Raw genomic sequence first — 22,563 nt, 5'->3', positions numbered from 1 at the left:
GCCTCAGTCCTTCTCTTCTTCGACGGCGGGCGCGGCGAGCGAGCGCAACAGCAGCACGGGGATCAGGAGCATGAACACGATCACCTCCTTGTAGTTGGAGGCATAGAAGGATGAGAACGCCTCGACGATGCCGACGAACAGGGCCGCGGCCGCCGTGAGCGGATAGCTGACGAGGCCGCCGATGATGGCGGCGACAAATCCCTTCAGGCCGATCAGGAAGCCGGAGTCGTAATAGAGCGTCGTGATCGGCACGATCATGATGCCCGACAGCGCGCCGATGACGGAGGCGAGCAGGAAAGCGATCTGCCCCGACAGCGTGGTGCGGATGCCGGCGAGCCGGGCTCCCAGGCGGTTGACGGCGGTGGCACGCAACGCTTTGCCGTACAGCGTCAGGCCGAAGAACAGCCAGAGACCGACAATGAAGGCGATGGTGATGCCGTAGACCGTGAGGCTCTGGCCGGTGAAACGCAGCGAGCCCGCGGTGAAGGCGCCCGACAGAACCGCCGGTCCGCGCTGGCCCTCGGCGCCGAAGAACAACAGGCCCAGGCCTTGGAGTGCCAGATGCGTGCCGACGGAGGCGATCAGCAGCACCAGCACCGAGGTGTGTGCCAGCGGCTGGAATGCGATGCGGTAGAGATAAAGGCCGATCATCGCGACGATCACCAGCGACAGCGCGATGCAGACCGCGACCGACGGCTTCTGGGCAGCAAAGTAGATCGTCAGCGCAAGCACGATGGCCGGCAGCACCACATTGGCGACGACGCTGCGCAGGATCAGCCGGCCATGCAGCGCCTTGCGGGCCACGAACAGGTCGAAGGCGCAGGCGGTGACGCCCATTGCCAGGGCCAGCTTGGCCGTGCCCGGCATCTGGCCCGAGGCCAGCGAGGCATAAGTCAGCGCGCCATAGGTGACGAATTCGCCCTGGGGTATGAGGATGACGCGGGTGACGGCGAACACCAGCACCAGCGCCAGGCCGAGCAGCGCATAGATCGCGCCATTGGTGATGCCGTCCTGCAGCAGGAACAGCATGATGGTGGTGTTCAAAACCGGACGCTCCCCCTTGAAGATTAGGGACCGGTCTCCGCAATTGCGGTGGACGGTCCCCTCACAGCCATTGAAATACGCTGACGATATTTGATATAGTCCATAACAATTATCAAATATAACATCAAGGGTGGGCGAACGACCCGTCCCGAATTTAGCGGGATTGCGAGCACGAGGCGATGACCGTTTCAAAAACCGCTGAAAAGTCCTCCGAAAAGGCTGGTGACGCGACCAAGGGCCGCAAGGACGCGCCCGAGGGCCATGGTCAGGGTTCTGCCGAAGCCCTCCAGCTCGGGGAGCTCTCCGAGCAGCTCGGCTACGTATTGAAGCGGGCGCAGCTCAAGGTGTTCGAGAACTTCCTGCGCTGCATGGCCTCGCTCCAGCTGACGCCGGCGCAGTTCTCCGTGCTGCTGCTGGTCGAGAAGAACCCGGGCCGCAACCAGACCGAGATCGCCTCCACCCTCGGCATCCTCCGGCCGAACTTCGTCGCCCTGCTCGACAATCTCGAGAGCCGTGACCTCTGCGCCCGGATCCGCTCCACCAATGACCGCCGCTCCCACATCCTGGTCCTGACCGACAAGGGCAAGGCCGTGCTTTCGAGGGCGAAAAAGCTGGTCGCCACCAAGCACGAGTCGCGGCTGAACGAGCTGCTAGGGCAGGCCAACCGCGAAGCCCTGATCGAGATGCTCTCGAAGATCGCGAACGAGTTTTGAGGCCCGACTATCACCGCCCGCAATGACGCTGCAGGAGCAGCCTCCTCAATCCACCAAGATCACCCTGATGTCATTCACGTTGGTCAGCGTCGGACCCGGCTGGAGCAGATCGCCCGTCGCTTCGAAGAAGGTCGTCGCGTCGTTGTTGTCCAGATAGGCCTGCGGCTGAAGCCCTTGCGCCTTCATCCTCGCGAAGGTCGCGGCATCGATCAGTGCGCCGGCGGGATCGGTGGGATGGCCGGCGCCGCCGTCGGCGCCGTCGGTGTCGCCGGCAAGCGCGGCGATGTCGGGTGTGTCCTTCAACAGGGAGGCGAGCGCCAGCGCGTATTCCTGGTTGGGGCCGCCGCGCCCATTGCCGCGCACGGTCACCGTGAGCTCGCCGCCGGAGAGAATGGCGACGCGCTTGCCTTGCGCGCGGGCGGCAAGCGCGAGCCTGGCGTGATCGGCCGCGACCTCGCGCGCTTCGCCCTCGAGATCGGCGCCGAGGTCGATGGTCTCGTAGCCGGCGTCTTTTGCCAGCTTCACCGCGGCGTCCAGCGATTGCTTCGGACGTGCGATCAGCTCGAACGAGGCCCGCGCGAAGGCCGCATCGCCGGGCTTGGCGCTTTCATTGGCGGGATCGTCGAGCGCGCGGGCTACGGCATCGTCGATGGTGAGCTTGTACTTCGCGACGATCGCGCGCGCATCCGCAAGCGTGGTTGTGTCAGGCACGGTGGGACCAGAGGCGATCGCGGAGGGATCGTCATGAGGCACGTCGGAGATCGCGAGCGTCACGATCTCGGCGGCGTTCCGGCCGGCGCGCGCCAGGCGTCCGCCCTTGATGCGCGACAGATGCTTGCGCACGACATTCATCTCGCCGATCGGTGCGCCCGAGCGCAGCAGCGCCTTGTTGACCGCCTGCTTCTGCGCAAAGCTGATGCCGTCCGCCGGCGCGATCCAGTTCGCCGAACCGCCGCCGGTGAGCAGCACCAGCAACAGATCGTCGGGGCCGGCCTCGCCGGCCAGCGCGAGCGTATCGGCCGCGCCTTTCAGGCCGGCTTCGTCGGGTACGGGATGACCGGCCTCGACCACGCGGATCCGGCGCGTCGGCACGCCGTAGCCGTGGCGTGTCGTGGCGATGCCGACGAGGCGTTCCGGCGCGAGCTTGAGCATGTCGAGATAGTGCCGCTCCGCGGCCGCAGCCATCGCGGCGGCGCCTTTGCCGGCGGCGAGGCAGATCACGCGCCCCTTCGGCGCGGCACGCAAATGAGGCGCCAGGATCGTGTTCGGATGGGCGGCGGCAACGGCAGCATCATAGAGCGCGCGGAGCAGGGGACGTCGGTCGGTCATGACGATGGCCTTCGGCTAACTCTTGAGCAGACTAAAGCTGTGGCGAGGACGTCGCCATGCCCTGCCTAGCGCATCGGGCGCAAAAGGGTAAGCAGCCTTTACCATCATTCGATTGTGCAATCGCGTAATGATAACAGGCGCAACAAAAAGCCCCCTGCGATCTCCTCGCAGGGGGCTTGGTAGCGCCGCAAACTGTATGGGTATTAGCCGCCGGCGTCGGCGCTGATCACGTCGCCGAACAGTTCCCAGCGCTCGCCCTTGAACTTCTCGAGCTGGAGCTGGCTGATCGGCGCGAAGTCGTTCGGGCCGGTGTTGATCTTGATGCCGGGCAGCAGCGCCTCGGTGCGAAAGTCCTTCATGCTGGCTGCCTGCTTCATGATGTTCTCGCGGGTGAGATCATCGCCGCAGTTCTTCAGCACGTGGACCAGCGTCTGTGCCACCGCGAAGCCGACGATGGTGCCCTTGTCGAGCTTGTCGCCGTCCGGGAAGTACTTGTCCATGAAGGCCATAAACTCCTTCATGCCGGCGTCGTTGTTCCATTCAGGATCGGACACGTCCTTGAGATAGTCGGCCGAGATGATGTCCTGGCCGTTCTCGAAGCCGGCGGGCTTCATCACGCTGCCGACGGAGGCGGAGACGTTGTTGAGGAAGTGCAGCGGCTTCCAGCCGATCTCGGCGTTCTTCTTGATCGCCTGTGCGGCGAATTTCGGCGTCGTGATGTTCATGAAGACGTTGGCGCCGGTCGACTTCAGCCTGACGATGTGGCTGTCGATCGTCGGCTCGGAGGTCTCGTAGCTCTCCTCGGCAACGATCATCGACGCGGCCTTGGCGCCGAGACCATCCTTCAGGCCTTTCAGATAGTCCTTGCCGTAATCGTCGTTCTGATAGAGCACGGCGATCTTGGCGTCGGGCTTGTTCTTGAGCAGCCACTTTGCGTAGATCTGCGTCTCGCTCTGGTAGTTGGGCTGCCAGCCCATGGTCCACGGGAAGTTCTGCGGGTCGTTCCACTTGGTGGCGCCGGTGGCGACGAACAGCTGCGGTACCTTCTTGGTGTTCATGTATTTGTGGATCGCCGAGTTCGGCGGTGTGCCGAGCGAGTTGAAGATGAACAGCACCTCGTCACTCTCGACCAGCTTGCGCGCCTGCTCGACTGTCTTCGGCGGTGAGTAGGCGTCGTCGTAGGAAATGAAGTTGATCTTGCGGCCGTTGATGCCGCCTTCGTCATTGATCTTCTTGAAATAGGCGGCTTCGGTCCGCCCGATGATGCCGTAGGCGGAGGCCGGTCCGCTGTAAGGCATGATGTTGCCGATCTTGATCTCGGTATCGGTCGCGCCGGTATCGTATTTCTTCTGGGCCGATGCGATGGAGGTCGTGGCTGCAATGAGCGCGAGCGCCAGTGATGCGGCTGCAAGCTTGCCGGTGACAGCGGGCATTCCAATCTCCCTATTTTTCTTGGTGTGTGTGCGCTCCTTTTTTTGGCTTGATTGTTTTTGGGCCGCGCGAGTGCAATTCAATACGATTTGCCTTTCGCCTTCAACACAAAGACCCTGCGACAAGGTCGCAGGGTCTGCTCCTTTAGTAGTCAGGGGCGCCTGTGCAATTGCGAGAAGGCCGACTGTCTTGAGTTGCTCGAGTCAAGCCCGGCTATTCTGGGTTGCCGTTAGTGGCCGGGGTCGCTCGAGATGATGTCGCCGAACAATTCCCAGGCCTTGCCCTTGAACCGCATCATCTGAAGCTGCTCGATCGGGGCGAAATCGTCGGGTGCGGTGTTGATCTTGATGCCGGGCAGCAGCGTATCGGGCGCGAAGTCCTTCAGGTTTGCGGCCTGCTTCATGACGTTGTCACGGGTGAGGTTGTCGCCGCACATCTGCAGCACTTTGACCATGGTCTGTGCGGTAGCATAGCCGAACACCACGGCGGCGTCGTGCTTGTTGGCCTTTGGATCAAATTCCGACACGAAGTTGTAGAACCTCTTCATGCCGTCATCGGCATTCCATTGCGGGTCGGAGCCGTCCTTGATGTAGGTCGCCGACAGGATGCCTTGCGAGATCTCGAAGCCCGCGGGCTCGATCACGCCGCCGACGGAAGCCGAGACGTTGGAGATGATGTGGATCGGATGCCAGTTGATCTCGGCCGCCTTCTTGATCGCCTGCGCCGCGAATTTCGGCGTGGTGACGCTGATGAGGACGTCGGCGCCAGCGGCCTTCAGCTTCACGACGTGTTCGTCGACCGCGGGCTCGGAGGTGTCGTAGGACTCCTCCAGCACGATCATCGAGGCCTTGGGCCCAAGCCCTTCCCTCAGTCCGTTCAGATAGTCCTTGCCGAAATCGTCGTTCTGGTAGAGCACGCCGATCTTCGCGTCCGGCTTTTCCTTCATGATGTATTTGGCGTAGATCTTCGCCTCGCCCGCGTAGCTCGGCTGCCAGCCCATGGTCCAGGGATATTGCTTCGGATCGTTCCACTTGGACGCGCCGCTCGCCACGAAGAGTTGCGGCACCTTCTTCTCGTTCATGTATTTGCGGATGGCGCCGTTGGTGGAGGTGCCGAGCGAGCCGAAGATCAACAGAACGTTGTCGCTTTCGACCAGCTTGCGCGCCTGCTCCACCGTCTTCGGCGGCGAGTAAGCGTCGTCATACGAGATGAACTTGATCTTGCGGCCGTTGATGCCGCCCTCGGCATTGACCTTGTTGAAATAGGCCTCTTGGGCCTTGCCGATCACGGCATAGGCGGAGGCGGGCCCGCTATAGGGCATGATGTTGCCGATCTTGATTTCGGTATCGGAGGCGCCGCTGTCGTAGGACTTCTGTGCCAGCGCGGGATTGCTCATCGCAGTGCACAACGCGAATGCGGCCGAAATCACCGCAACCTGAAATCGAACGACGACCATTTCACTCCTGCCTCACCTGGATCGGCGTCGCATTGAACAAGATTGATGCAAGACGTCAACAAAAAGCCCCCGCGATCGCTCGCGGGGGCTTTGTCAAATTCGGACTATTGCCTCAGTGAGTTATTCCGGCGCGACGTCACCGTTCATGATGTCGCCGAACTGTTCCCACTTCTCGCCCTTGAAACGCTGCATCTGCAGCTGGCTGATCGGGGCGAAGTCGCTCGGACCCGTGTTGATCTTGACGCCGGGCAGCAGCGTGTCCGGCGCGAAATCCTTCAGGCTCGCCGCCTGCTTCATCAGGTTGGCGCGGGTGAGGTCGTCACCGCATTGTTCCAGCGCCTTGACCAGCGTCTGCGCGGCACCATAGCCGTAGACGACGCTGGAGTCGGTCTTGTCGGCGCCGGGCATGTACTTGTCGAGGAACTCGACCCACTTCTTCATGTCGGCATCGTTGGCCCAGCGCGGATCGGCGCCGTCCTTGGCGTAAGCCGCCGACAGCACGTCCTGGGAGGCCTCGAAACCGGCCGGTTTCATCACGCTGCCGACCGAGGCCGACACGTTGGTGATGATCTGCAGCGGCTTCCAGCCGAGCTCGGCGGTCTTCTTGATGGTCTGGGCGCCGAATTTCGGCGTCGTGTAGATCAGCAGCACGTCGGGATTGGCGGCCTTGATCTTGACGATGTGGCCGTCGATCGACGGCTCGGAAACCTCATAGCTCTCCTCCATGATGATGGTGGACGCAGCCTTGGCGCCGAAACCGTCCTTGGTGCCCTTGAGGTAGTCTTTGCCGAAATCGTCGTTCTGATAGAGGATCGCGACCTTGGCGTTGGGCTTCTCCTTCATCAGCCATTTCGCATAGATCTGCGCTTCGCTCTGGTAGGAGGGCTGCCAGCCCATGGTCCAGGGGAAGTTCTTCGGGTCGTTCCACTTGGTGGCGCCGGTGGCGACGAACAGCTGCGGGATCTTCTTGGCGTTGAGATACTTCTGGATCGCGCTGTTCGAGGGTGTGCCGAGCGGGTTGAACACGGCGAGCACCTCGTCGCTCTCGACCAGCTTGCGGACCTGCTCCACGGCTTTCGGCGGCGAATACCCATCGTCATAGGTGACGTAGACGATCTTGCGGCCGTTGATGCCGCCCTTGTCGTTGATCATCTTGAAATAGGCTTCTTCGGTCTTGCCGATGATGCCGTAGGCCGACGCCGGGCCGCTATACGGCATGATGTTGCCGATCTTGATCTCGGTATCGGTCGCGCCGGTGTCGTATTTCTTCTGGGCGAGGGCTGCGGTGGAGGCGAGCGTGGCGACCGCCGTTATGAGTGCGGCGGTTCGCAGTGTTCTTACGAAAGTCAATTGGGTCTCCTTGGTTGAAACGACAGTCTTGGTGATGGGGTCAGTTCTTTCTGAACCTGCCCGCGAATTGCTGGCCCAGGATCGCGACCTGCCTTGCGCCATGCGGCACGAGGTAGATGACGAGGAACAGGAGCACGCCGAACACGGCGCCGGAGAGGCCCTTGGAGATGCCCTCCGCGATGTTCGGCACGAAGATGATGAAGGCGGCACCGACGATCGAGCCCGGCAGCCAGCCGACGCCGCCGACGACCATGCCGAGGAACAGCTGGATCGCAAGCGTGATGGTGAAGCTGTCGGGGGCGACGAACTGCACCGCGATGGCGCTGAGGCCACCGGCGACGCCGGTGATGCCGGCGGAGACGCCGAAGGCGAGCGTCTTGTAGAGCGCGACATTGACGCCCATGGCGGAGGCCGCGATCTCGTTGTCGCGGATCGCCATGAAGGCGCGGCCCGAGCGGGAGCGCAGCAGGTTGACGGAGAAGATGTAGATCGCGAGCACGACGACGAGCGTGAAGTAGTAGAGCCACATGTCCTGCGACATCTTCAGCCCGAACGGCGCATCCGGCTTGGTGACGACGAGGCCCTGCACGCCGCCGGTCCACGGCTCGAGGAAGTTCAGCTTGAGCAGCTGCGGCATTGCGGTGGCGAGCGCGAAGGTCGCGAGCGCGAGATAAACGCCGGAGAGCCGCAGCGCCGGCTGGCCGAACAGGAAGCCGACGCCGAAGCAGAGCACGCCCGCGACCGGCAGGCAGAGGAAGTAGGGGATGTTGAACTGCTCCATCATCACGGCAGTGATGTAGGCGCCGATGCCGTAGAACGCGCTCTGGCCGAGCGAGAACTGACCGCTTCCGCCGGTCAGGATGTTCAGCGCCAGCACCGCAAGGCCCAGATAGAGCAGCTGGGTCAGCTGGAAGATCACGAAATTCTTCGCGAACACCGGCACGACAAGGAGCAGCAGCAGCACCACCACCGAGGTGCCTGTGCCCAGCGTCATGGCCCGCTTCGGCACGGCCTCGACGGCCGGGGCTTCCGTGACGACGTCTTCGACAGCGCTCATGATCAAACTCGCTTGACGATGTGCCGGCCGAACAGACCAGCGGGTTTGACGACCAGGACGGAGATGATCAGCGCGAGCGCGATCGGGAGTTTCAGCTCGTTGCCGACGCCGGGGATGTAGGTGCCGGCGAGGTTCTCGAAGATGCCGACCAGGAAGCCGCCGACCACGGCGCCGAACGGGCTGGTCAGGCCGCCGAGCACGGCTGCCGCGAACCCGTAGATCAGCACGCCGCCCATCATGTTGGGCTCCAGGAACACGACGGGAGCGATCAGCATGCCGGCGATCGCGCCGATCGCGGTCGCCATGCCCCAGCCCAGCGCGATCATCCAGGAGGTGTTGATGCCGACGAGGCGCGCCGATTCAGGCACCGAGGCGGCCGCGCGCATGGCAAGGCCGATCCTGGTGTACTGGAAGAAGAAATACAGGCCGAGCAGCAGCAGCACGGTAACGCCGATCATGCCGGCCTGGTGGGTCGAGATCAGTTGGCTGCCGAGGAACGGCGAGGAGCCGAACGGGGTCGGATATTGCTTGATGGTGAAGTCCCAGATCAGGCCGGCCGACGAGTTGATGATCGCGAACAGCGCGATGAAGCCGGCGACGTTGGTCAGAACAGGCGCCTTCGCCAGCGGCTTGAACAGGATGCGCTCGATGGCGATGCCGCCGATGAACGACAACGCCAGCGTGATCGCAAAGGCACCCCAATAGGGCACGCCCCACTGCATCAGCTGCCAGGAGATGAAGGTCGAGAACATCGCCATCTCGCCTTGCGCGAAGTTGAGATGGTCGATGGCCTGGTAGATCATGACCACGGCGAGCGCCATGCAGGCGTAGATCGCACCGGTGGCAATGCCGGCCAGCACCTGGTTGGTAAACAGCTCCATCGTGCCGGCTCCTCAGTAACCCAGATAGGATTTGCGGATTTCTTCGTTGTTCGCGATGTCCTTGGCATTGCCCGACATCACGATACGGCCGGTCTCGATCACATAGGCCTGGTCGGCGAGCTCGAGTGCGAGCTGGGCGTTCTGCTCGACCACCAGGATCGACACCTTGTCCTCGCGGTTGATCTTGCCGAGGATGCCGAACAGGTCGCGCACGACCAGCGGCGCGAGGCCGAAGGACGGCTCGTCCAGCAGCATCAGCCGCGGCCGCAGCATCAGCGCGCGCGCGACCGCGAGCATCTGCTGCTCGCCGCCGGAGAGCGTGCCGGCCTGCTGGGTATGCCGCTGCTTGAGGACCGGGAAATGCGCGTACATGCGCTCGATGTCGGAAACGATGCCGGCATTGTCCTTGCGGGTGATGGCCCCGAGCTGGAGATTCTCCTCCACCGTCATGGTGGTGAAGGTGCCGCGGCCCTGCGGCACGTGGGCGATGCCGTAGCGCACGATGCTCTCGGTGGAGCGGTTGTTCAGCGGCTTGCCGTCGAACTCGATGCCGCCGGTGGAGCGCACCATGTTGCAGATCGCGCGCAGCGTCGTGGTCTTGCCGGCGCCGTTGGCGCCGAGCAGCGTCGTCAGCGAGCCCTCGTTGAGCGAGAAGGTGAGGCCATGGAGCGCCTGGACCTGGCCGTAATAGGCGCGCAGGTCCTTGACGTTGAGCAGCGTCGTCATTGGTCCTTGCTCCCGAGATAGGCCTTGATGACGTCGGGGTCGACCTGCACCTGGGCGGGCGTGCCTTCGGCGAGCTTCTTGCCGAAGTTCAGCGCGACGACGTGGTCGGCGATCGACATCACGAGGCCCATGTGGTGCTCGACCAGCAGCACGGTCATGCCGCGTTCGTCGCGGATGCGGCGGATGAGGTCGCCGAGGACGTGGACCTCCTCGTGGTTAAGGCCGCCGGCGGGTTCGTCGAGCAGCAGGATCTTCGGGTCCGCCGCGAGCGCCCGCGCCAATTCGACGCGCTTCTGCGTGCCGAACGGCAGGCCGGAGACGGTGGTGTGGGCGACGTCCTCGAGATCGAGATAGGCGAGGATCTCGTGCACCTTCTTGTTCACGCTGCTTTCGCTGCGGCGAATCCAGGCGAGGCGCAGCGAGTCGCTGATGATGTCGGAGGAGGTTCGGGCATGGGTGCCGACGCGGACATTGTCCATCACCGACAGGTTCGGGAACAACGCCACGTTCTGGAAGGTGCGGCCGATGCCGATCTCGGCGATCCGGTGCGGCTGACGCTTCAAGATGCTCGCGCCTTCCATCAGGATATCGCCCGACGACGGCTGGTAGAGGCGGGACAGGCAGTTGAACAGCGTTGTCTTGCCGGCGCCGTTGGGGCCGATCAATCCGAGGATCTGGCCCTTGAGCATGTCAAAGGACACGCCGTTGAGCGCGACGATGCCGCCGAACACGACGCTGACGTCGCGAACCGCGAGCAGAGGCGATGTCCCCTGCGCGAGCTGTGCCTGCGTCATCTCGTCTCGCCCACACTCGACAGTGGGCGAAGGGGCGATGCGAACCGCACCCTGACATGACAAAGGCTATCTGATCCCCTCGGCCACACGCGCAACTTTCCCTCCTGATTTCAGCTTTTTGCTGTCGTCTTTTTTGGATAGCGACATCAGACCCCCCAGTGTCGCTTCGATGTTCCTTACCATCGCAAGCAGACGCGGTCCAATGTCGTTGATCAATCGTTCTTCCGTGAAGCGGAATGCCGGCGCGCCACAATTGAATGCGTAAGGCCCGGTTCCGTCGTTGAGCTTGAGCGCGACGCCGGCGGCGCCGATGTCGTCGTGCCAGTCGCCGACCGAGATCGCGAAGCCGTGCTTGGCGACCATCTCGCCGGAACGCTCCAGCCCGTCGCGCATCTTCGGCCAGCGGCTGCCGTAATGTTCGCGCAGCACGCGCGACAGCTCGGTGCGCTCGTCCTCGCCCAGCGCCCAGAAATAGGCGCGACCCATCGCGGTGGTTGCAATCGGCACGCGCGAGCCGACGTCAAGTTGAACGCCGACGGTCTCGCTGCCGCGGCTCTGTCCGAAATAGATCATGCTGTGACGGTCGCGGCCGCCGATCGCGACGGCGCCACCGGTGGCGCGCATCATTTCCTCGCGGAACGGCTCGGACAAATGCCGAACGCCGAGATTGGCGAGCGCCGCGTAACCCAGCGCCATCGCGGCCGGCGCCAGCTGATATTTCTCGAAACGGGGAACCGGCGTCAGATAGCCGAGCTTCGTCAACGTGTAGGTCAGCCGCGAAACCGTCGGCTTCGGCAGGTTGGTGCGGGCAGCAATCTCCTGATTGCCAAGAAGTCCGTCGCTCGGTTGGAATGCGCGCAATACATCAAGCCCGCGGGAAAGCGCGACGACGAAATTCCGATCGGTCGCAGTCTTCTTTCCTGTACGCTTCATCCCTGATCTGCTCTTGCGCGGAGTCGTTGACAACGTCCGTGCTTCAAAATAACCCTGCCGTCAAGATGCGGAATTAAATTCCGCACCGCGAAATCGAACAAAAGTAAATCCCCACCAAGGAGGGAAACCGTGAGCGAAGTGGTCAAGCTTGAGCGTCATGATGAAGTCGGGATCGTCACGGTCAACAGCCCTCCGGTCAATGCGCTGAGTGCCGCAGTCCGCGGTGGTATTCTGGAATGCGTCAAGGCCGCGATCGCCGATTCCGCCATCAAGGGCATCGTGCTGACCTGCGCCGGCCGCACCTTCATCGCCGGTGCCGATATCACCGAGTTCGGCAAGCCGCCGAAGCCGCCCGCGCTCAACGACGTGCTGTCCGAGATCGAGAATTCGCCAAAACCCGTCGTTGCTGCGATCCATGGCAACGCGCTCGGCGGCGGCCTCGAAGTCGCGCTCGCCTGTCATTTTCGCGTCGCGGTCAAGGAAGCCAAGCTCGGCCTGCCCGAGGTGAAGCTCGGCCTCCTGCCGGGCGCCGGCGGCACCCAGCGCCTGCCGCGCGCGGTCGGTCCCGAGCTCGCGGTCAAGATGATCGTCGGCGGTGACCCGATCGGAGCAGCCGAAGCGCTGAAGAACGGCCTGATCGAGGAGATCGTGGAAGGTCCGGCCTCCGGCGGCGAAGCCTTTGTGCGCAAGCTGCTGGCCGAGAAGCGCCCGCTGCGCCGTCTGCGCGACGACGATTCCAAGATCGCGGCTGCGAAGGCCGACCGCTCGATCTTCACCAATGCGGTCGCGGCGATGACCAAGAAGTCGCGCGGCCTGGAGGCCCCGTTCGCGGCGGCCGACGCCGTCGGCTACGCCATCGACCTGCCGTTCGACGAAGGTCTAAAGAAGGAGCGCGAGGGTTTTCTCAAGCTCGTCGCCTCCGATCAGTCCAAGGCACAGCGCTATGCCTTCTTCGCCGAGCGCGAGGCCAACAAGATCGCGGGCGTGCCCGAAGGCACCAAGTCGCGTCCCGTTAACCGTGTTGCCATTCTCGGTGCCGGCACCATGGGCGGCGGCATCGCGATGTCGTTTGCAAACGCGGGCGTTCCCGTCACTTTGATCGAGACCGGTGAAGAGCAGCTCAAGCGCGGCATGGGCATCATGCAGAAGAACTGGGAAGCGACCGCGGCGCGCGGTGGCATCCCGGCGGATGCACCGGCCAAGCGCATGGCGCTGATCAATGGCGTCGTCGGGATCGAGAATGTCGGCGATGCCGATCTCGTCATCGAAGCCGTGTTCGAGACCATGGCGGTGAAGAAGGAAGTGTTCGGCAAGCTCGACCAGTATGCCAAGCCAGGCGCCGTGCTCGCCTCCAACACCTCGTACCTGAACATCGACGAGATCGCGAAGGCGACCAAGCGTCCGCAGGACGTGCTTGGTATGCACTTCTTCTCGCCGGCCAACGTCATGAAGCTCTGCGAGATCGTCCGGGCCGACAAGACCGCGCCGGACGCCCTTGTCACGGCTGTGACGATCGCGCGCAAGATTGCGAAGGTTCCGGCTGTGGTCGGCGTCTGCGACGGCTTTGTCGGCAATCGCATGCTCGCCCAGCGTGGCAAGCAGTCGGAGAAGCTCCTGTTCGAAGGCGCGCTGCCGCAGCAGGTCGACGCCGTCGTGACGAAGTTCGGCATGCCGATGGGACCGTTCGCGATGGGCGACCTCGCCGGCCTCGACATCGGCTGGCGCTCGCGCAAGGACCGCGGCATCAAGTCGGAGATCGCGGACGCGCTCTGCGAAGCCGGCCGCTTCGGCCAGAAGACCGGCAAGGGCTACTACAAGTACGAAGCCGGCTCGCGCGCGCCGATGCCCGATCCTGAGGTCGAGAAGCTTATCGACGAGACGCTGCTGCGTCTCGGCCGCAAGAAGCGCATCGTCAGCGACGACGAGATCCTCGAGCGCATGATGTATCCGATGATCAACGAGGGCGCGAAGATCCTCGAAGAGGGCATCGCGGCGCGTCCCTCCGACATCGACGTGGTCTGGCTCTATGGCTATGGCTGGCCGATCTACCGCGGCGGCCCGATGTTCTGGGCCGACACCGTCGGCCTCAAGCACATCGCCGATCGTCTGTCCTTCTACGCCAAGGAGACCAACGACCCGAGCCTCGAGCCCGCCCCGCTGCTGAAGAAGCTCGCGGCAGAGGGCAAGACGTTCGCGTCGCTGGCCGCGGAGTCGAAGGCAGCTTGATCGGGGCTTGCACTCTCGGCGTCATTCCGGGATGGCCCGCAGGGCCAGGCCCGGAATCCATTTCGCCTCTGAGTGCGCTGCCTAATGGATTCCGGGTTCGCGACTTCGTCGCGCCCCGGAATGACGGTTAGTGTGGTTTAAGGAAGCAATGACCCATCCCGGCGAACAGTTTTACCCCGAGGGCGTGCATTGGGACGACACCATCGTCCAGGGCACGCTGCCTGACCTGCTCACGACGGCCGCTGCAAACTACGGCCCACGCACCGCACTGGAATTTCGCGATCGTCCGATCAGCTATGCCGAGCTCGCCGCCATGGCCGAGCGCGCGGCGGCTGCGTTCCTGCGCGCCGGCTGCGGCAAGAACACGTCCGTCGCGCTGTTCCTCGGCAACACGCCGGACCATCCCGTCAATTTTTTCGGCGCGCTGAAGGCTGGCGCCCGCGTCGCGCATCTGTCGCCGCTCGATGGCGAGATCGCGCTGACGCACAAGGTGTCCGACTCCGGCTCGCGCCTGCTCGTCACCTCGAACCTCCAGGCGCTGTTGCCGACCGCACTGAAATTTCTGGAGAAGGGACTGATCGACCGCCTCGTCGTCTGCGAGGACGACAGCTGGGGCAAGATCGGCACGCCGCAGGCGGCAATTCCCGATGATCCGCGCATCATCACTTTCAAGGCCTTCGTCGAGGGCGCGATGTCCCCGGCGCAATGGCCCGCGGTCGCGGTCGATGACGTCGCGCTGCTGCAATATACCGGCGGCACCACCGGTCTACCCAAGGGCGCCATGCTCACGCACGGCAATCTCACCTCTGCGGTATCGATCTACGACGTCTGGGGCAAGCCGGCCCGCGCGGCCCGCGGCGACGTCGTCGAGCGTGTGATCTGCGTGCTGCCGCTGTTCCACATCTATGCGCTGACCGTCGTCCTGTTGTCGTCGCTCCGCCGCGGCAATCTGATCTCGCTGCACCAGCGTTTCGACGTCGAAGCCGTGATGCGCGACATCGAGGTCAAGCGCGCGACCTATTTCCCCGGCGTGCCGACGATGTGGATCGCGATCGCCGCACTCCCCAATCTCGACAAGCGCGACTTCTCCTCGCTCACCGCCATCGGCTCCGGCGGCGCGCCGCTGCCGGTCGAGGTCGCACGATTCTTCGAGAGCAAGGTCGGCAAGAAGCTCAGGAGCGGCTGGGGCATGACCGAAACCTGCTCGCCGGGCACCGGACATCCGCCTACGGGGCCCGACAAGCCCGGTTCGATCGGCCTGATGCTGCCCGGCATCGAGCTCGATGTCGTCTCGCTGGACGATCCGACGAAAGCGCTGCCGCCGGGCGAAGTCGGCGAGATCCGCATCAAGGGCCCGAACGTCACCAAGGGCTATTGGAATAAGCCGGCGGGATCCGCGGAGGCCTTCATCGACGGCCGCTTCCTCACCGGCGACATCGGCTATGTCGACACCGACGGCTATTTCTTCCTGGTCGACCGCAAGAAGGACATGATCATCTCAGGCGGTTTCAATGTCTATCCGCAGATGATCGAGCAGGCGATCTACACCGTTCCAGGCGTGCACGAGGTGATCGTGCTCGGCATTCCCGACCAATACAGGGGCGAAGCCGCCAAGGCCTTCATCAAGCTCAGGCCGGACGCAAAGCCGTTCTCGCTCGACGAGCTGCGTGCGCAGCTCGCCGGGAAGGTCGGCAAGCACGAAATGCCCGCGGCGGTCGAGTTCGTCGACGATCTGCCGCGCACGCCGGTCGGAAAGCTGTCGCGCCACGAGTTGCGCCAGCAACAGAAACCATCACAATCCACCCAAACAGGAGGTCGCTCTTGACCGACGCCGTCATCGTTTCCACCGCCCGTACGCCGATCGGCAAGGCCTATCGCGGCATGCTCAATGCCACCGAAGGCGCCACGCTGCTCGGCCACGCCATTGGTGAAGCTGTCGCGCGCGCAAAAGTCGATCCGAAGGAGATCGAGGACGTCGTGATGGGCGCGGCGCTCCAGCAGGGCTCGACCGGCGGCAACATCGCGCGCAAGGCGCTGCTTCGCGCCGGTCTCCCGGTCACCGTCGCCGGCACCACCATCGACCGCCAGTGCGCCTCCGGCCTGCAGGCGATCGCGCTGGCCGCACGCTCGGTGATCTTCGACGGCGTCGAGGTCGCGGTCGGCGGCGGCGGCGAGTCGATCAGCCTCGTGCAGAACGACAAGATGAACGGTTTCCACGCCCAGGACCCCGCGCTGCTCAAGATCAAGGGCGAGGTCTACATGCCCATGATCGACACCGCCGAGATCGTCGCCAAGCGCTACGGCATCTCGCGCGAACGGCAGGACGAATATTCGCTGGAGAGCCAGCGCCGCACCGCCGCCGCCCAGCAGGGCGGCAAGTTCAGGGACGAGATCGCGCCGATCACGACGCAGATGGCCGTCACCGACAAGGCGACCGGCACTGTCTCGATGAAGGAAGTGACGCTGTCGCAGGACGAAGGTCCGCGCCCCGAGACCACGCTCGAAGGCCTCGCCGGCCTCAAGCCCGTGCGCGGTGACGGTTTCTCCATCACCGCCGGCAATGCCAGCCAGCTCTCCGACGGCGCCAGCGCCTCGGTGATCATGAGCGACAAGGAAGCGGCCAAGCGCGGCCTCAACCCGCTCGGCATCTTCCGCGGCTTCGTCTCCGCCGGCTGTGAGCCCGACGAGATGGGCATCGGTCCTGTGTTCGCCGTGCCGCGCCTGCTCAAGCGTCATGGCCTCAAGGTCGACGACATCGGTCTCTGGGAGCTGAACGAAGCCTTCGCGGTGCAGGTTCTGTATTGCCGCGACAAGCTCGGCATCGACCCCGAGAAGATCAACGTCGATGGCGGCGCGATCGCAGTCGGCCATCCCTACGGCATGTCGGGAGCGCGCCTGACCGGCCACGCGCTGATCGAAGGCCGCCGCCGCAAGGCCAAGTACGCAGTCGTCACCATGTGCGTCGGCGGCGGCATGGGCGCGGCCGGGCTGTTTGAGATTTTGCAGTAATTCACAGGAGGATCCGATGGATCTCGCATTCACGAAAGAAGAGCAGGCGTTTCGCGAGGAAGTGCGGTCATTCTTCCGCGACAACGTGCCGCCGGATACGCGGCGCAAGCTGGTCGAGGGTCGTCATCTCACCAAGGACGAGATGGTGACGTGGTGGCGCATCCTCAACAAGAAGGGCTGGGGCGTCAGCCATTGGCCGAAGCAATACGGCGGCACGGGCTGGACCAGCGTGCAGCACTACATCTTCAATGAAGAGCTGCAGTCCTATCCGGCGCCGCAGCCGCTCGCCTTCGGCGTCAGCATGGTCGGTCCCGTCATCTACACCTTCGGCAACGAAGAGCAGAAGAAGAAGTATTTGCCGCGCATCGCCAATGTCGATGATTGGTGGTGCCAGGGCTTTTCGGAGCCGGGCTCCGGGTCCGATCTCGCTTCGCTCAAGACCAAAGCCGAGCGCAAGGGCGACAAGTGGATCATCAACGGCCAGAAGACCTGGACCACGCTGGCCCAGCACGCCGACATGATCTTCTGCCTCTGCCGCACCGACAACAATGCGAAGAAGCAGATGGGCATCTCCTTCATCGTGTTCCCGATGAAGTCGAAGGGCGTCACCGTGCGCCCGATCCAGACCATCGACGGCGGCCATGAGGTCAACGAGGTGTTCTTCGACGACGTCGAGGTGCCCGTCGAGAACCTGATCGGCGAAGAGAACAAGGGCTGGGATTACGCAAAATTCCTGCTCGGCAACGAGCGCACCGGCATCGCGCGCGTCGGCGTCTCCAAGGAGCGGCTGCGCCGCATCCGCGACCTCGCCGGCAAGGTCGAATCCGGCGGCAAGCCGATCATCCAGGACTCCGCCTTCCGCGAGAAGCTGGCGGCCTGCGAAATCGAGCTGAAGGCGCTCGAGCTGACGCAGCTGCGCGTCGTCGCCGACGAGGGCAAGCACGGCAAGGGCAAGCCCAATCCGGCGTCCTCGGTGCTGAAGATCAAGGGCTCCGAGATCCAGCAGACCACCACCGAGCTGCTCATGGAAGTGATCGGTCCGTTTGCCGCGCCCTACGATTTGCACGGCGACGACGGCTCCAACGAAGCCATGGACTGGACCGCTCAGATCGCGCCGAGCTACTTCAACAACCGCAAGGTCTCGATCTACGGCGGCTCCAACGAGATCCAGCGCAACATCATCGCCAAGGCGGTGCTGGGGCTTTGAGGCGACAATGACGCTGTCGTCCCCCGCGAAGGCGGGGGACCCAGTACGCCGCGGCGGTCGTGGGTACGGCAGGCGGTTGCGTTTACTGGATCCCCGCATTCGCGGGGATGACGTCTGAGGGTGAAGCGACGGCAGGGCAATTCCCGCCGATTTGGAGAGAAACATGGATTTTGACCTGACCGAGGAGCAGCGGCTCCTGAAGGACAGCATCGACGGCCTGCTGACCGACTCCTACGATTTCGAGCAGCGCAAGAAGTACATGAAGGAAAAGGGCGGCTGGAGCAAAGCCGTCTGGGGCAAGCTCGCCGAGCAGGGCCTGCTCGGCCTGCCTTTCGCGGAAGCCGATGGCGGCTTCGGCGGCGGCGGCGTCGAGACCATGATCGTGATGGAAGCGCTCGGCAAGGCGCTGGTGCTCGAGCCCTATCTGGCAACGGTCGTGATCGGCGGCGGCTTCCTGCGCCACGCCGGCACCGATGCGCAGAAGGCCGCGCATGTGCCTGGGATCGTCGACGGCAGCAAGACGCTGGCGTTTGCCCAGCTCGAGAAGAACTCGCGCTACGATCTGTTCGACGTCGCAACGACGGCGAAGAAGAAGGGCGACGGCTGGGTCATCGACGGCGAGAAGTTCGTCGTGCTCAACGGCGAAAACGCCGACACGCTGGTCGTCACCGCCCGCACCAAGGGCAACCGCCGCGACACGACCGGCATCGGCGTGTTCCTGGTCCCGGCGGACGCCAAGGGCGTCACCAGGAAGTCCTACCCGACCCAGGACGGCCTGCACGCCGCCGACATCACCTTTACGGGCGTCGAGGTCGGCGCGGATGCGGCGATCGGCAACCCCGAGGACTCGCTTGCGCTGATCGAACGCGTGGTGGACGAAGCCCGCGTCGCGCTCTGCGCCGAGGCGGTCGGCCTGATGGATGAGTCGCTCAAGACCACGGTCGAGTACATCAAGACGCGCAAGCAGTTTGGCGTCGCGATCGGCTCGTTCCAGTCGCTCCAGCACCGCGCCTCCGACATGTTCGTCGCGGCCGAGCAGGCCCGCTCGATGTCGATGTTCGCGACCATGGCTGGTGATTTCGAGAACGCCAAGGAACGCAGCAACGCCATCGCCGCGGCCAAGGCGCAGATCGGCAAGTCGCTGAAATTCGTCGGCCAGCAGTCGATCCAGCTCCATGGCGGCATCGGCATGACCATGGAGGCGAAGATCGGCCACTACTTCAAGCGCCTGACCATGATCGAGAACACTTTCGGCGACACCGACTACCACCAGCGCCGCGTCGCCGATGCGGGCGGGTTGATCTAGTCGCCACTGCCGTCATTGCGAGGAGCTCTTGCGACGAAGCAATCCAGACTTTCTCCGCGGAGAGATCCTGGATTGCTTCGCTGCGCTCGCAATGACGGAGGCCGTTGAAGCATCGGAGTAGAAAAATGAAAAACACCCCGTTCGATCTCACCGGAAAAGTCGCCGTCGTCACCGGCTCCAGCCGCGGCATCGGCCGCTCCTCGGCCGAGCTGCTTGCCAAGCTCGGCGCAAAAGTCGTGGTGTCGTCGCGCAAGGCCGACGCCTGCAAGGAAGTCGCCGATGGCATCAACGCCTCAGGCGGCGATGCCATCGTCATTCCCTGCAACATCGCGCGCAAGAACGAGGTCGAGGCGCTGATCTCGGGCGCGACGAAGCACTACGGCAAGATCGACATCCTCGTCTGCAACGCGGCCGTGAACCCGTATTACGGCCCGCTGCTCGACATCACGGATGAAGCCTTCGACAAGATCATGGGCTCGAACGTCAAGAGCAACATCTGGCTCTCCGCGCTCGCGATCCCTGAGATGGCCGAACGCGGCAAGGGCTCGGTCATCATCATCTCCTCGATCGGGGGCCTGCGCGGCTCCACCGTGATCGGCGCCTACGGTATTTCGAAAGCCGCGGACTTCGCGCTGTGCCGCTCGCTCGCCGGCGAATGGGGCCCGAAGGGCGTCCGCGTCAACTGCATCGCGCCTGGCCTCGTCAAGACCGATTTCGCCCGCGCGCTCTGGGAAGACGAAGCCAACCTCAAGCGCCGCACCGCCACCACGTCGCTCCGCCGCATCGGCGAGCCCGACGAAATCGCCGGCGCCGTCGCCTACCTTGCCTCCGACGCCTCGAGCTTCATGACCGGCCAGACCATCGTGATCGACGGCGGCGTCACCACGGCGGCGGTGTAGGGTTTCGCCGGGACGACGGAGAGATATTGACCTTGCCGCCCTAATCCGCTCCTTTTGGCGCGGACACAATGACCCGTCCTTAGGGAAAACGCCAAGGTAAGCCTCCATGTCTTTCGTCCTCGCCATCGACCAGGGCACGACCTCCTCGCGCGCGATCGTGTTTCGCGGCGATATTTCCATCGCAGCGAAAGCGCAGCAGGAGTTTCCGCAGCATTTTCCGGCCTCGGGCTGGGTCGAGCACGAGCCGGAGGACATCTGGACCTCGACCGTGATGGTCTGCCGCGAGGCGATCGAGCAGGCCGGCATCGGGCCCAAGGATATTGCCGCGATCGGCATCACCAACCAGCGCGAGACCACCGTGGTGTGGGACCGTGCCACCGGCCAGGCGGTGCACCGCGCCATCGTCTGGCAGGACCGCCGCACGGCCGACATCTGCGCCAAGCTCAAGGCCGACGGCCGCGAGCCGTTGATCTCGCAGAAGACCGGCCTGATCATCGATCCCTATTTCTCCGGCACCAAGGTCGCCTGGATCCTCGACCACGTCCCCGGCGCGCGTGCCCGCGCCGCCCGCGGCGAGCTGATGTTCGGCACCGTCGATTGCTATCTGCTCTGGCGCCTCACCGGCGGCAAGGTGCACGCCACCGACGCCACCAACGCCTCGCGCACGCTGCTGTTCAACATCCACACCGGCCAGTGGGACGACGAGCTGCTGGAGATCATCGGCGTGCCGCGCTCGATGCTCCCGGAGGTGAAGGATTCCTCCGCGCGCTTCGGCGAGAGCACGCCGGACCTGTTCGGCGGGCCGATTGCGATCTGCGGCATCGCCGGCGACCAGCAGGCCGCGACCATCGGCCAGGCCTGCTTCCGCCCGGGCATGATGAAGTCGACCTACGGCACCGGCTGCTTCGCGCTGCTCAACACCGGCACGACGCCCGTCGCCTCCAGGAACAAGCTGCTCACCACCATCGCCTACCAGCTCGACGGCAAGCGCACCTACGCGCTCGAGGGCTCGATCTTCGTCGCGGGCAGCGCGGTGCAATGGCTGCGCGACGGCCTCGGCATCATCAAGCACGCCGCCGAGACCGGACCGCTCGCCGATCAGTCTGATACCATGCAGAGCGTGTATCTCGTCCCGGCTTTCGTCGGCATGGGCGCGCCCTACTGGAATCCGCGCGTCCGCGGCGCGCTGTTCGGCCTCACCCGCAACACCGGACCTGCCGAGCTCGCGCATGCCGCGCTGGAGAGCGTCTGCTACCAGACCTTCGATCTCTGGGCCGCGATGCGCGCGGACTGGCCGAGCTCGGAGGTGGCCAGCGTCGTGCTCCGTGTCGATGGCGGCATGACCGCCTCCGACTGGACCATGCAGCGCCTCGCAGATCTGCTCGATGCGCCGGTCGATCGCCCCGTGATCCAGGAGACCACTGCGCTGGGTGCGGCCTATCTCGCCGGCCTCAATGCCGGCGTCTATCCCGAGCCGACCAAGTTCGCCGACAATTGGCGGCTCGAGCACCGATTCAAGCCGAACATGAGCGATGCCACCCGCGAGCGAAAGCTTGCCGGCTGGGCGCGCGCGGTGAAGGGCGTGCTGGCGAGCGACGAGGGGGAGGGGTGATCCTCCCCGACGGCTATTCCGACATCCCGGCCGGCAAGATTGCCGCCGTCGTCACCCATCTGGAGATGACGGCGCGCCCCGCGCGCCGCGACGATCCGCCCGGCGGTTGGTCGCTGCGCAAGGTCGATGCGCCCGCGCTGGCCTGGTACCGCGATCTCTACCGCCGCGTCGGCGAGGACTGGCTGTGGTCCTCGCGAGCGCAGATGAATGACGCCGAGCTCGCCGCGATCATCCATGCCGCAGGCATCGAGGTCTACGCGCTGGTCGTCGACGGCCGCGACGAAGGCATGCTGGAGCTGGACTTTCGTCAGCCCGGTCAATGCGAACTGGTCTATTTCGGTGTCACTTCGAGCTTGGTCGGCACCGGTGCCGCCCGCTTCCTGATGAACCGCGCCATGGAGCGTGCCTGGTCCGGCGATGTGCAGCGCGTCTGGGTGCACACCTGCACCTTCGATCACCCCTCGGCCGTGGCGTTCTACCAGCGCTCCGGCTTCATCCCGTTCCGCCGCCAGATCGAGATTGCGGATGATCCCCGGCTCGATGGCACGGTGTCGCGTGACGCGGCGAAGCACGTGCCGATCATAAAGTAA

At 64.2% G+C, this 22,563-nt stretch carries 19 protein-coding genes; 9 read left to right on the top strand and 10 right to left on the bottom strand.

Annotation, left to right across the window (positions count from 1 at the left end; genetic code table 11):
* Positions 1-3 precede the first annotated feature (3 nt).
* Positions 4-1,044: a branched-chain amino acid ABC transporter permease gene (locus tag L6637_RS18295; RefSeq protein WP_237863161.1), complete on the bottom strand. Its 1,041-nt coding sequence runs from the start codon at positions 1,042-1,044 to the stop codon at positions 4-6.
* A gap of 179 nt (positions 1,045-1,223) precedes the next feature.
* On the opposite strand from L6637_RS18295, the gene L6637_RS18290 reads away from it, so the two are divergent.
* Positions 1,224-1,757: a MarR family winged helix-turn-helix transcriptional regulator gene (locus L6637_RS18290; RefSeq protein ID WP_237863160.1), complete on the top strand. Its 534-nt coding sequence runs from the start codon at positions 1,224-1,226 to the stop codon at positions 1,755-1,757.
* A gap of 45 nt (positions 1,758-1,802) precedes the next feature.
* On the opposite strand, the gene L6637_RS18285 is transcribed toward L6637_RS18290, so the two are convergent.
* From L6637_RS18285 to L6637_RS18245, 9 genes are all read right to left on the bottom strand, one after another.
* Positions 1,803-3,086: a glycerate kinase type-2 family protein gene (locus L6637_RS18285; RefSeq protein ID WP_237863159.1), complete on the bottom strand. Its 1,284-nt coding sequence runs from the start codon at positions 3,084-3,086 to the stop codon at positions 1,803-1,805.
* Between the two features lie 203 nt (positions 3,087-3,289).
* Entirely contained in the window at positions 3,290-4,519 is a 1,230-nt protein-coding gene (locus tag L6637_RS18280) for an ABC transporter substrate-binding protein (protein WP_237863158.1), read from the bottom strand.
* A gap of 227 nt (positions 4,520-4,746) precedes the next feature.
* On the bottom strand, positions 4,747-5,973 hold the full coding sequence (locus tag L6637_RS18275) for an ABC transporter substrate-binding protein (protein WP_237863157.1): 1,227 nt from the start codon (positions 5,971-5,973) through the stop codon (positions 4,747-4,749).
* Positions 5,974-6,093: 120 nt separating this feature from the next.
* Positions 6,094-7,323 carry an ABC transporter substrate-binding protein gene (locus L6637_RS18270; RefSeq protein ID WP_237863156.1) on the bottom strand — a complete coding sequence of 410 codons (1,230 nt, stop codon included), beginning with the start codon at positions 7,321-7,323 and terminating at the stop codon, positions 6,094-6,096.
* Between the two features lie 40 nt (positions 7,324-7,363).
* Positions 7,364-8,380: a branched-chain amino acid ABC transporter permease gene (locus L6637_RS18265; RefSeq protein ID WP_237863155.1), complete on the bottom strand. Its 1,017-nt coding sequence runs from the start codon at positions 8,378-8,380 to the stop codon at positions 7,364-7,366.
* Positions 8,381-8,382: 2 nt separating this feature from the next.
* Positions 8,383-9,261, bottom strand: a complete 879-nt coding sequence (locus L6637_RS18260) for a branched-chain amino acid ABC transporter permease (protein WP_237863154.1) — start codon at positions 9,259-9,261, stop codon at positions 8,383-8,385.
* A 12-nt stretch (positions 9,262-9,273) separates the two neighbouring features.
* Positions 9,274-9,987 (bottom strand): ABC transporter ATP-binding protein, encoded by a 714-nt coding sequence (locus tag L6637_RS18255; protein ID WP_237863153.1) that lies wholly within the window; start codon positions 9,985-9,987, stop codon positions 9,274-9,276.
* On the bottom strand, positions 9,984-10,781 hold the full coding sequence (locus L6637_RS18250) for an ABC transporter ATP-binding protein (RefSeq protein ID WP_237863152.1): 798 nt from the start codon (positions 10,779-10,781) through the stop codon (positions 9,984-9,986). Before L6637_RS18250 ends, L6637_RS18255 begins: the two co-directional genes overlap by 4 nt.
* 66 nt (positions 10,782-10,847) lie before the next feature.
* Complete coding sequence (locus tag L6637_RS18245) at positions 10,848-11,714, bottom strand: IclR family transcriptional regulator (protein WP_237863151.1); 867 nt, start codon at positions 11,712-11,714, stop codon at positions 10,848-10,850.
* Positions 11,715-11,843: 129 nt separating this feature from the next.
* Between L6637_RS18245 and L6637_RS18240 the strand changes: the two genes are divergently transcribed.
* The 8 genes from L6637_RS18240 (at position 11,844) to L6637_RS18205 (ending at position 22,563) form a co-directional block, all read left to right on the top strand.
* Complete coding sequence (locus tag L6637_RS18240; protein WP_237863150.1) at positions 11,844-13,940, top strand: 3-hydroxyacyl-CoA dehydrogenase NAD-binding domain-containing protein; 2,097 nt, start codon at positions 11,844-11,846, stop codon at positions 13,938-13,940.
* Positions 13,941-14,088: 148 nt separating this feature from the next.
* The gene (gene pimA, locus L6637_RS18235; RefSeq protein WP_237863149.1) at positions 14,089-15,765 is read left to right on the top strand and encodes a dicarboxylate--CoA ligase PimA; all 1,677 of its coding nucleotides are present in this window, start codon (positions 14,089-14,091) and stop codon (positions 15,763-15,765) included.
* Positions 15,762-16,949 carry an acetyl-CoA C-acyltransferase gene (locus L6637_RS18230; RefSeq protein ID WP_237863148.1) on the top strand — a complete coding sequence of 396 codons (1,188 nt, stop codon included), beginning with the start codon at positions 15,762-15,764 and terminating at the stop codon, positions 16,947-16,949. Before pimA ends, L6637_RS18230 begins: the two co-directional genes overlap by 4 nt.
* A gap of 16 nt (positions 16,950-16,965) precedes the next feature.
* The gene (pimC, locus tag L6637_RS18225; RefSeq protein ID WP_237863147.1) at positions 16,966-18,156 is read left to right on the top strand and encodes a pimeloyl-CoA dehydrogenase large subunit; all 1,191 of its coding nucleotides are present in this window, start codon (positions 16,966-16,968) and stop codon (positions 18,154-18,156) included.
* Positions 18,157-18,319: 163 nt separating this feature from the next.
* A complete protein-coding gene (gene pimD / locus L6637_RS18220) occupies positions 18,320-19,462 on the top strand; it encodes a pimeloyl-CoA dehydrogenase small subunit (protein WP_237863146.1) in 1,143 nt (380 codons plus the stop codon).
* Positions 19,463-19,587: 125 nt separating this feature from the next.
* Complete coding sequence (locus L6637_RS18215) at positions 19,588-20,361, top strand: SDR family NAD(P)-dependent oxidoreductase (RefSeq protein ID WP_237871654.1); 774 nt, start codon at positions 19,588-19,590, stop codon at positions 20,359-20,361.
* 106 nt (positions 20,362-20,467) lie between these two features.
* Positions 20,468-21,973 carry a glycerol kinase GlpK gene (gene glpK, locus L6637_RS18210; RefSeq protein ID WP_237863144.1) on the top strand — a complete coding sequence of 502 codons (1,506 nt, stop codon included), beginning with the start codon at positions 20,468-20,470 and terminating at the stop codon, positions 21,971-21,973.
* Entirely contained in the window at positions 21,970-22,563 is a 594-nt protein-coding gene (locus L6637_RS18205; RefSeq protein WP_237871652.1) for a GNAT family N-acetyltransferase, read from the top strand. Before glpK ends, L6637_RS18205 begins: the two co-directional genes overlap by 4 nt.

The organism is Bradyrhizobium zhengyangense (assembly GCF_022012435.1).
Lineage (GTDB): Bacteria > Pseudomonadota > Alphaproteobacteria > Rhizobiales > Xanthobacteraceae > Bradyrhizobium > Bradyrhizobium zhengyangense.
The sequence above is the reverse complement of the archived record's forward strand: the minus strand, read 5'-3'. Positions and strand labels throughout refer to the sequence as shown.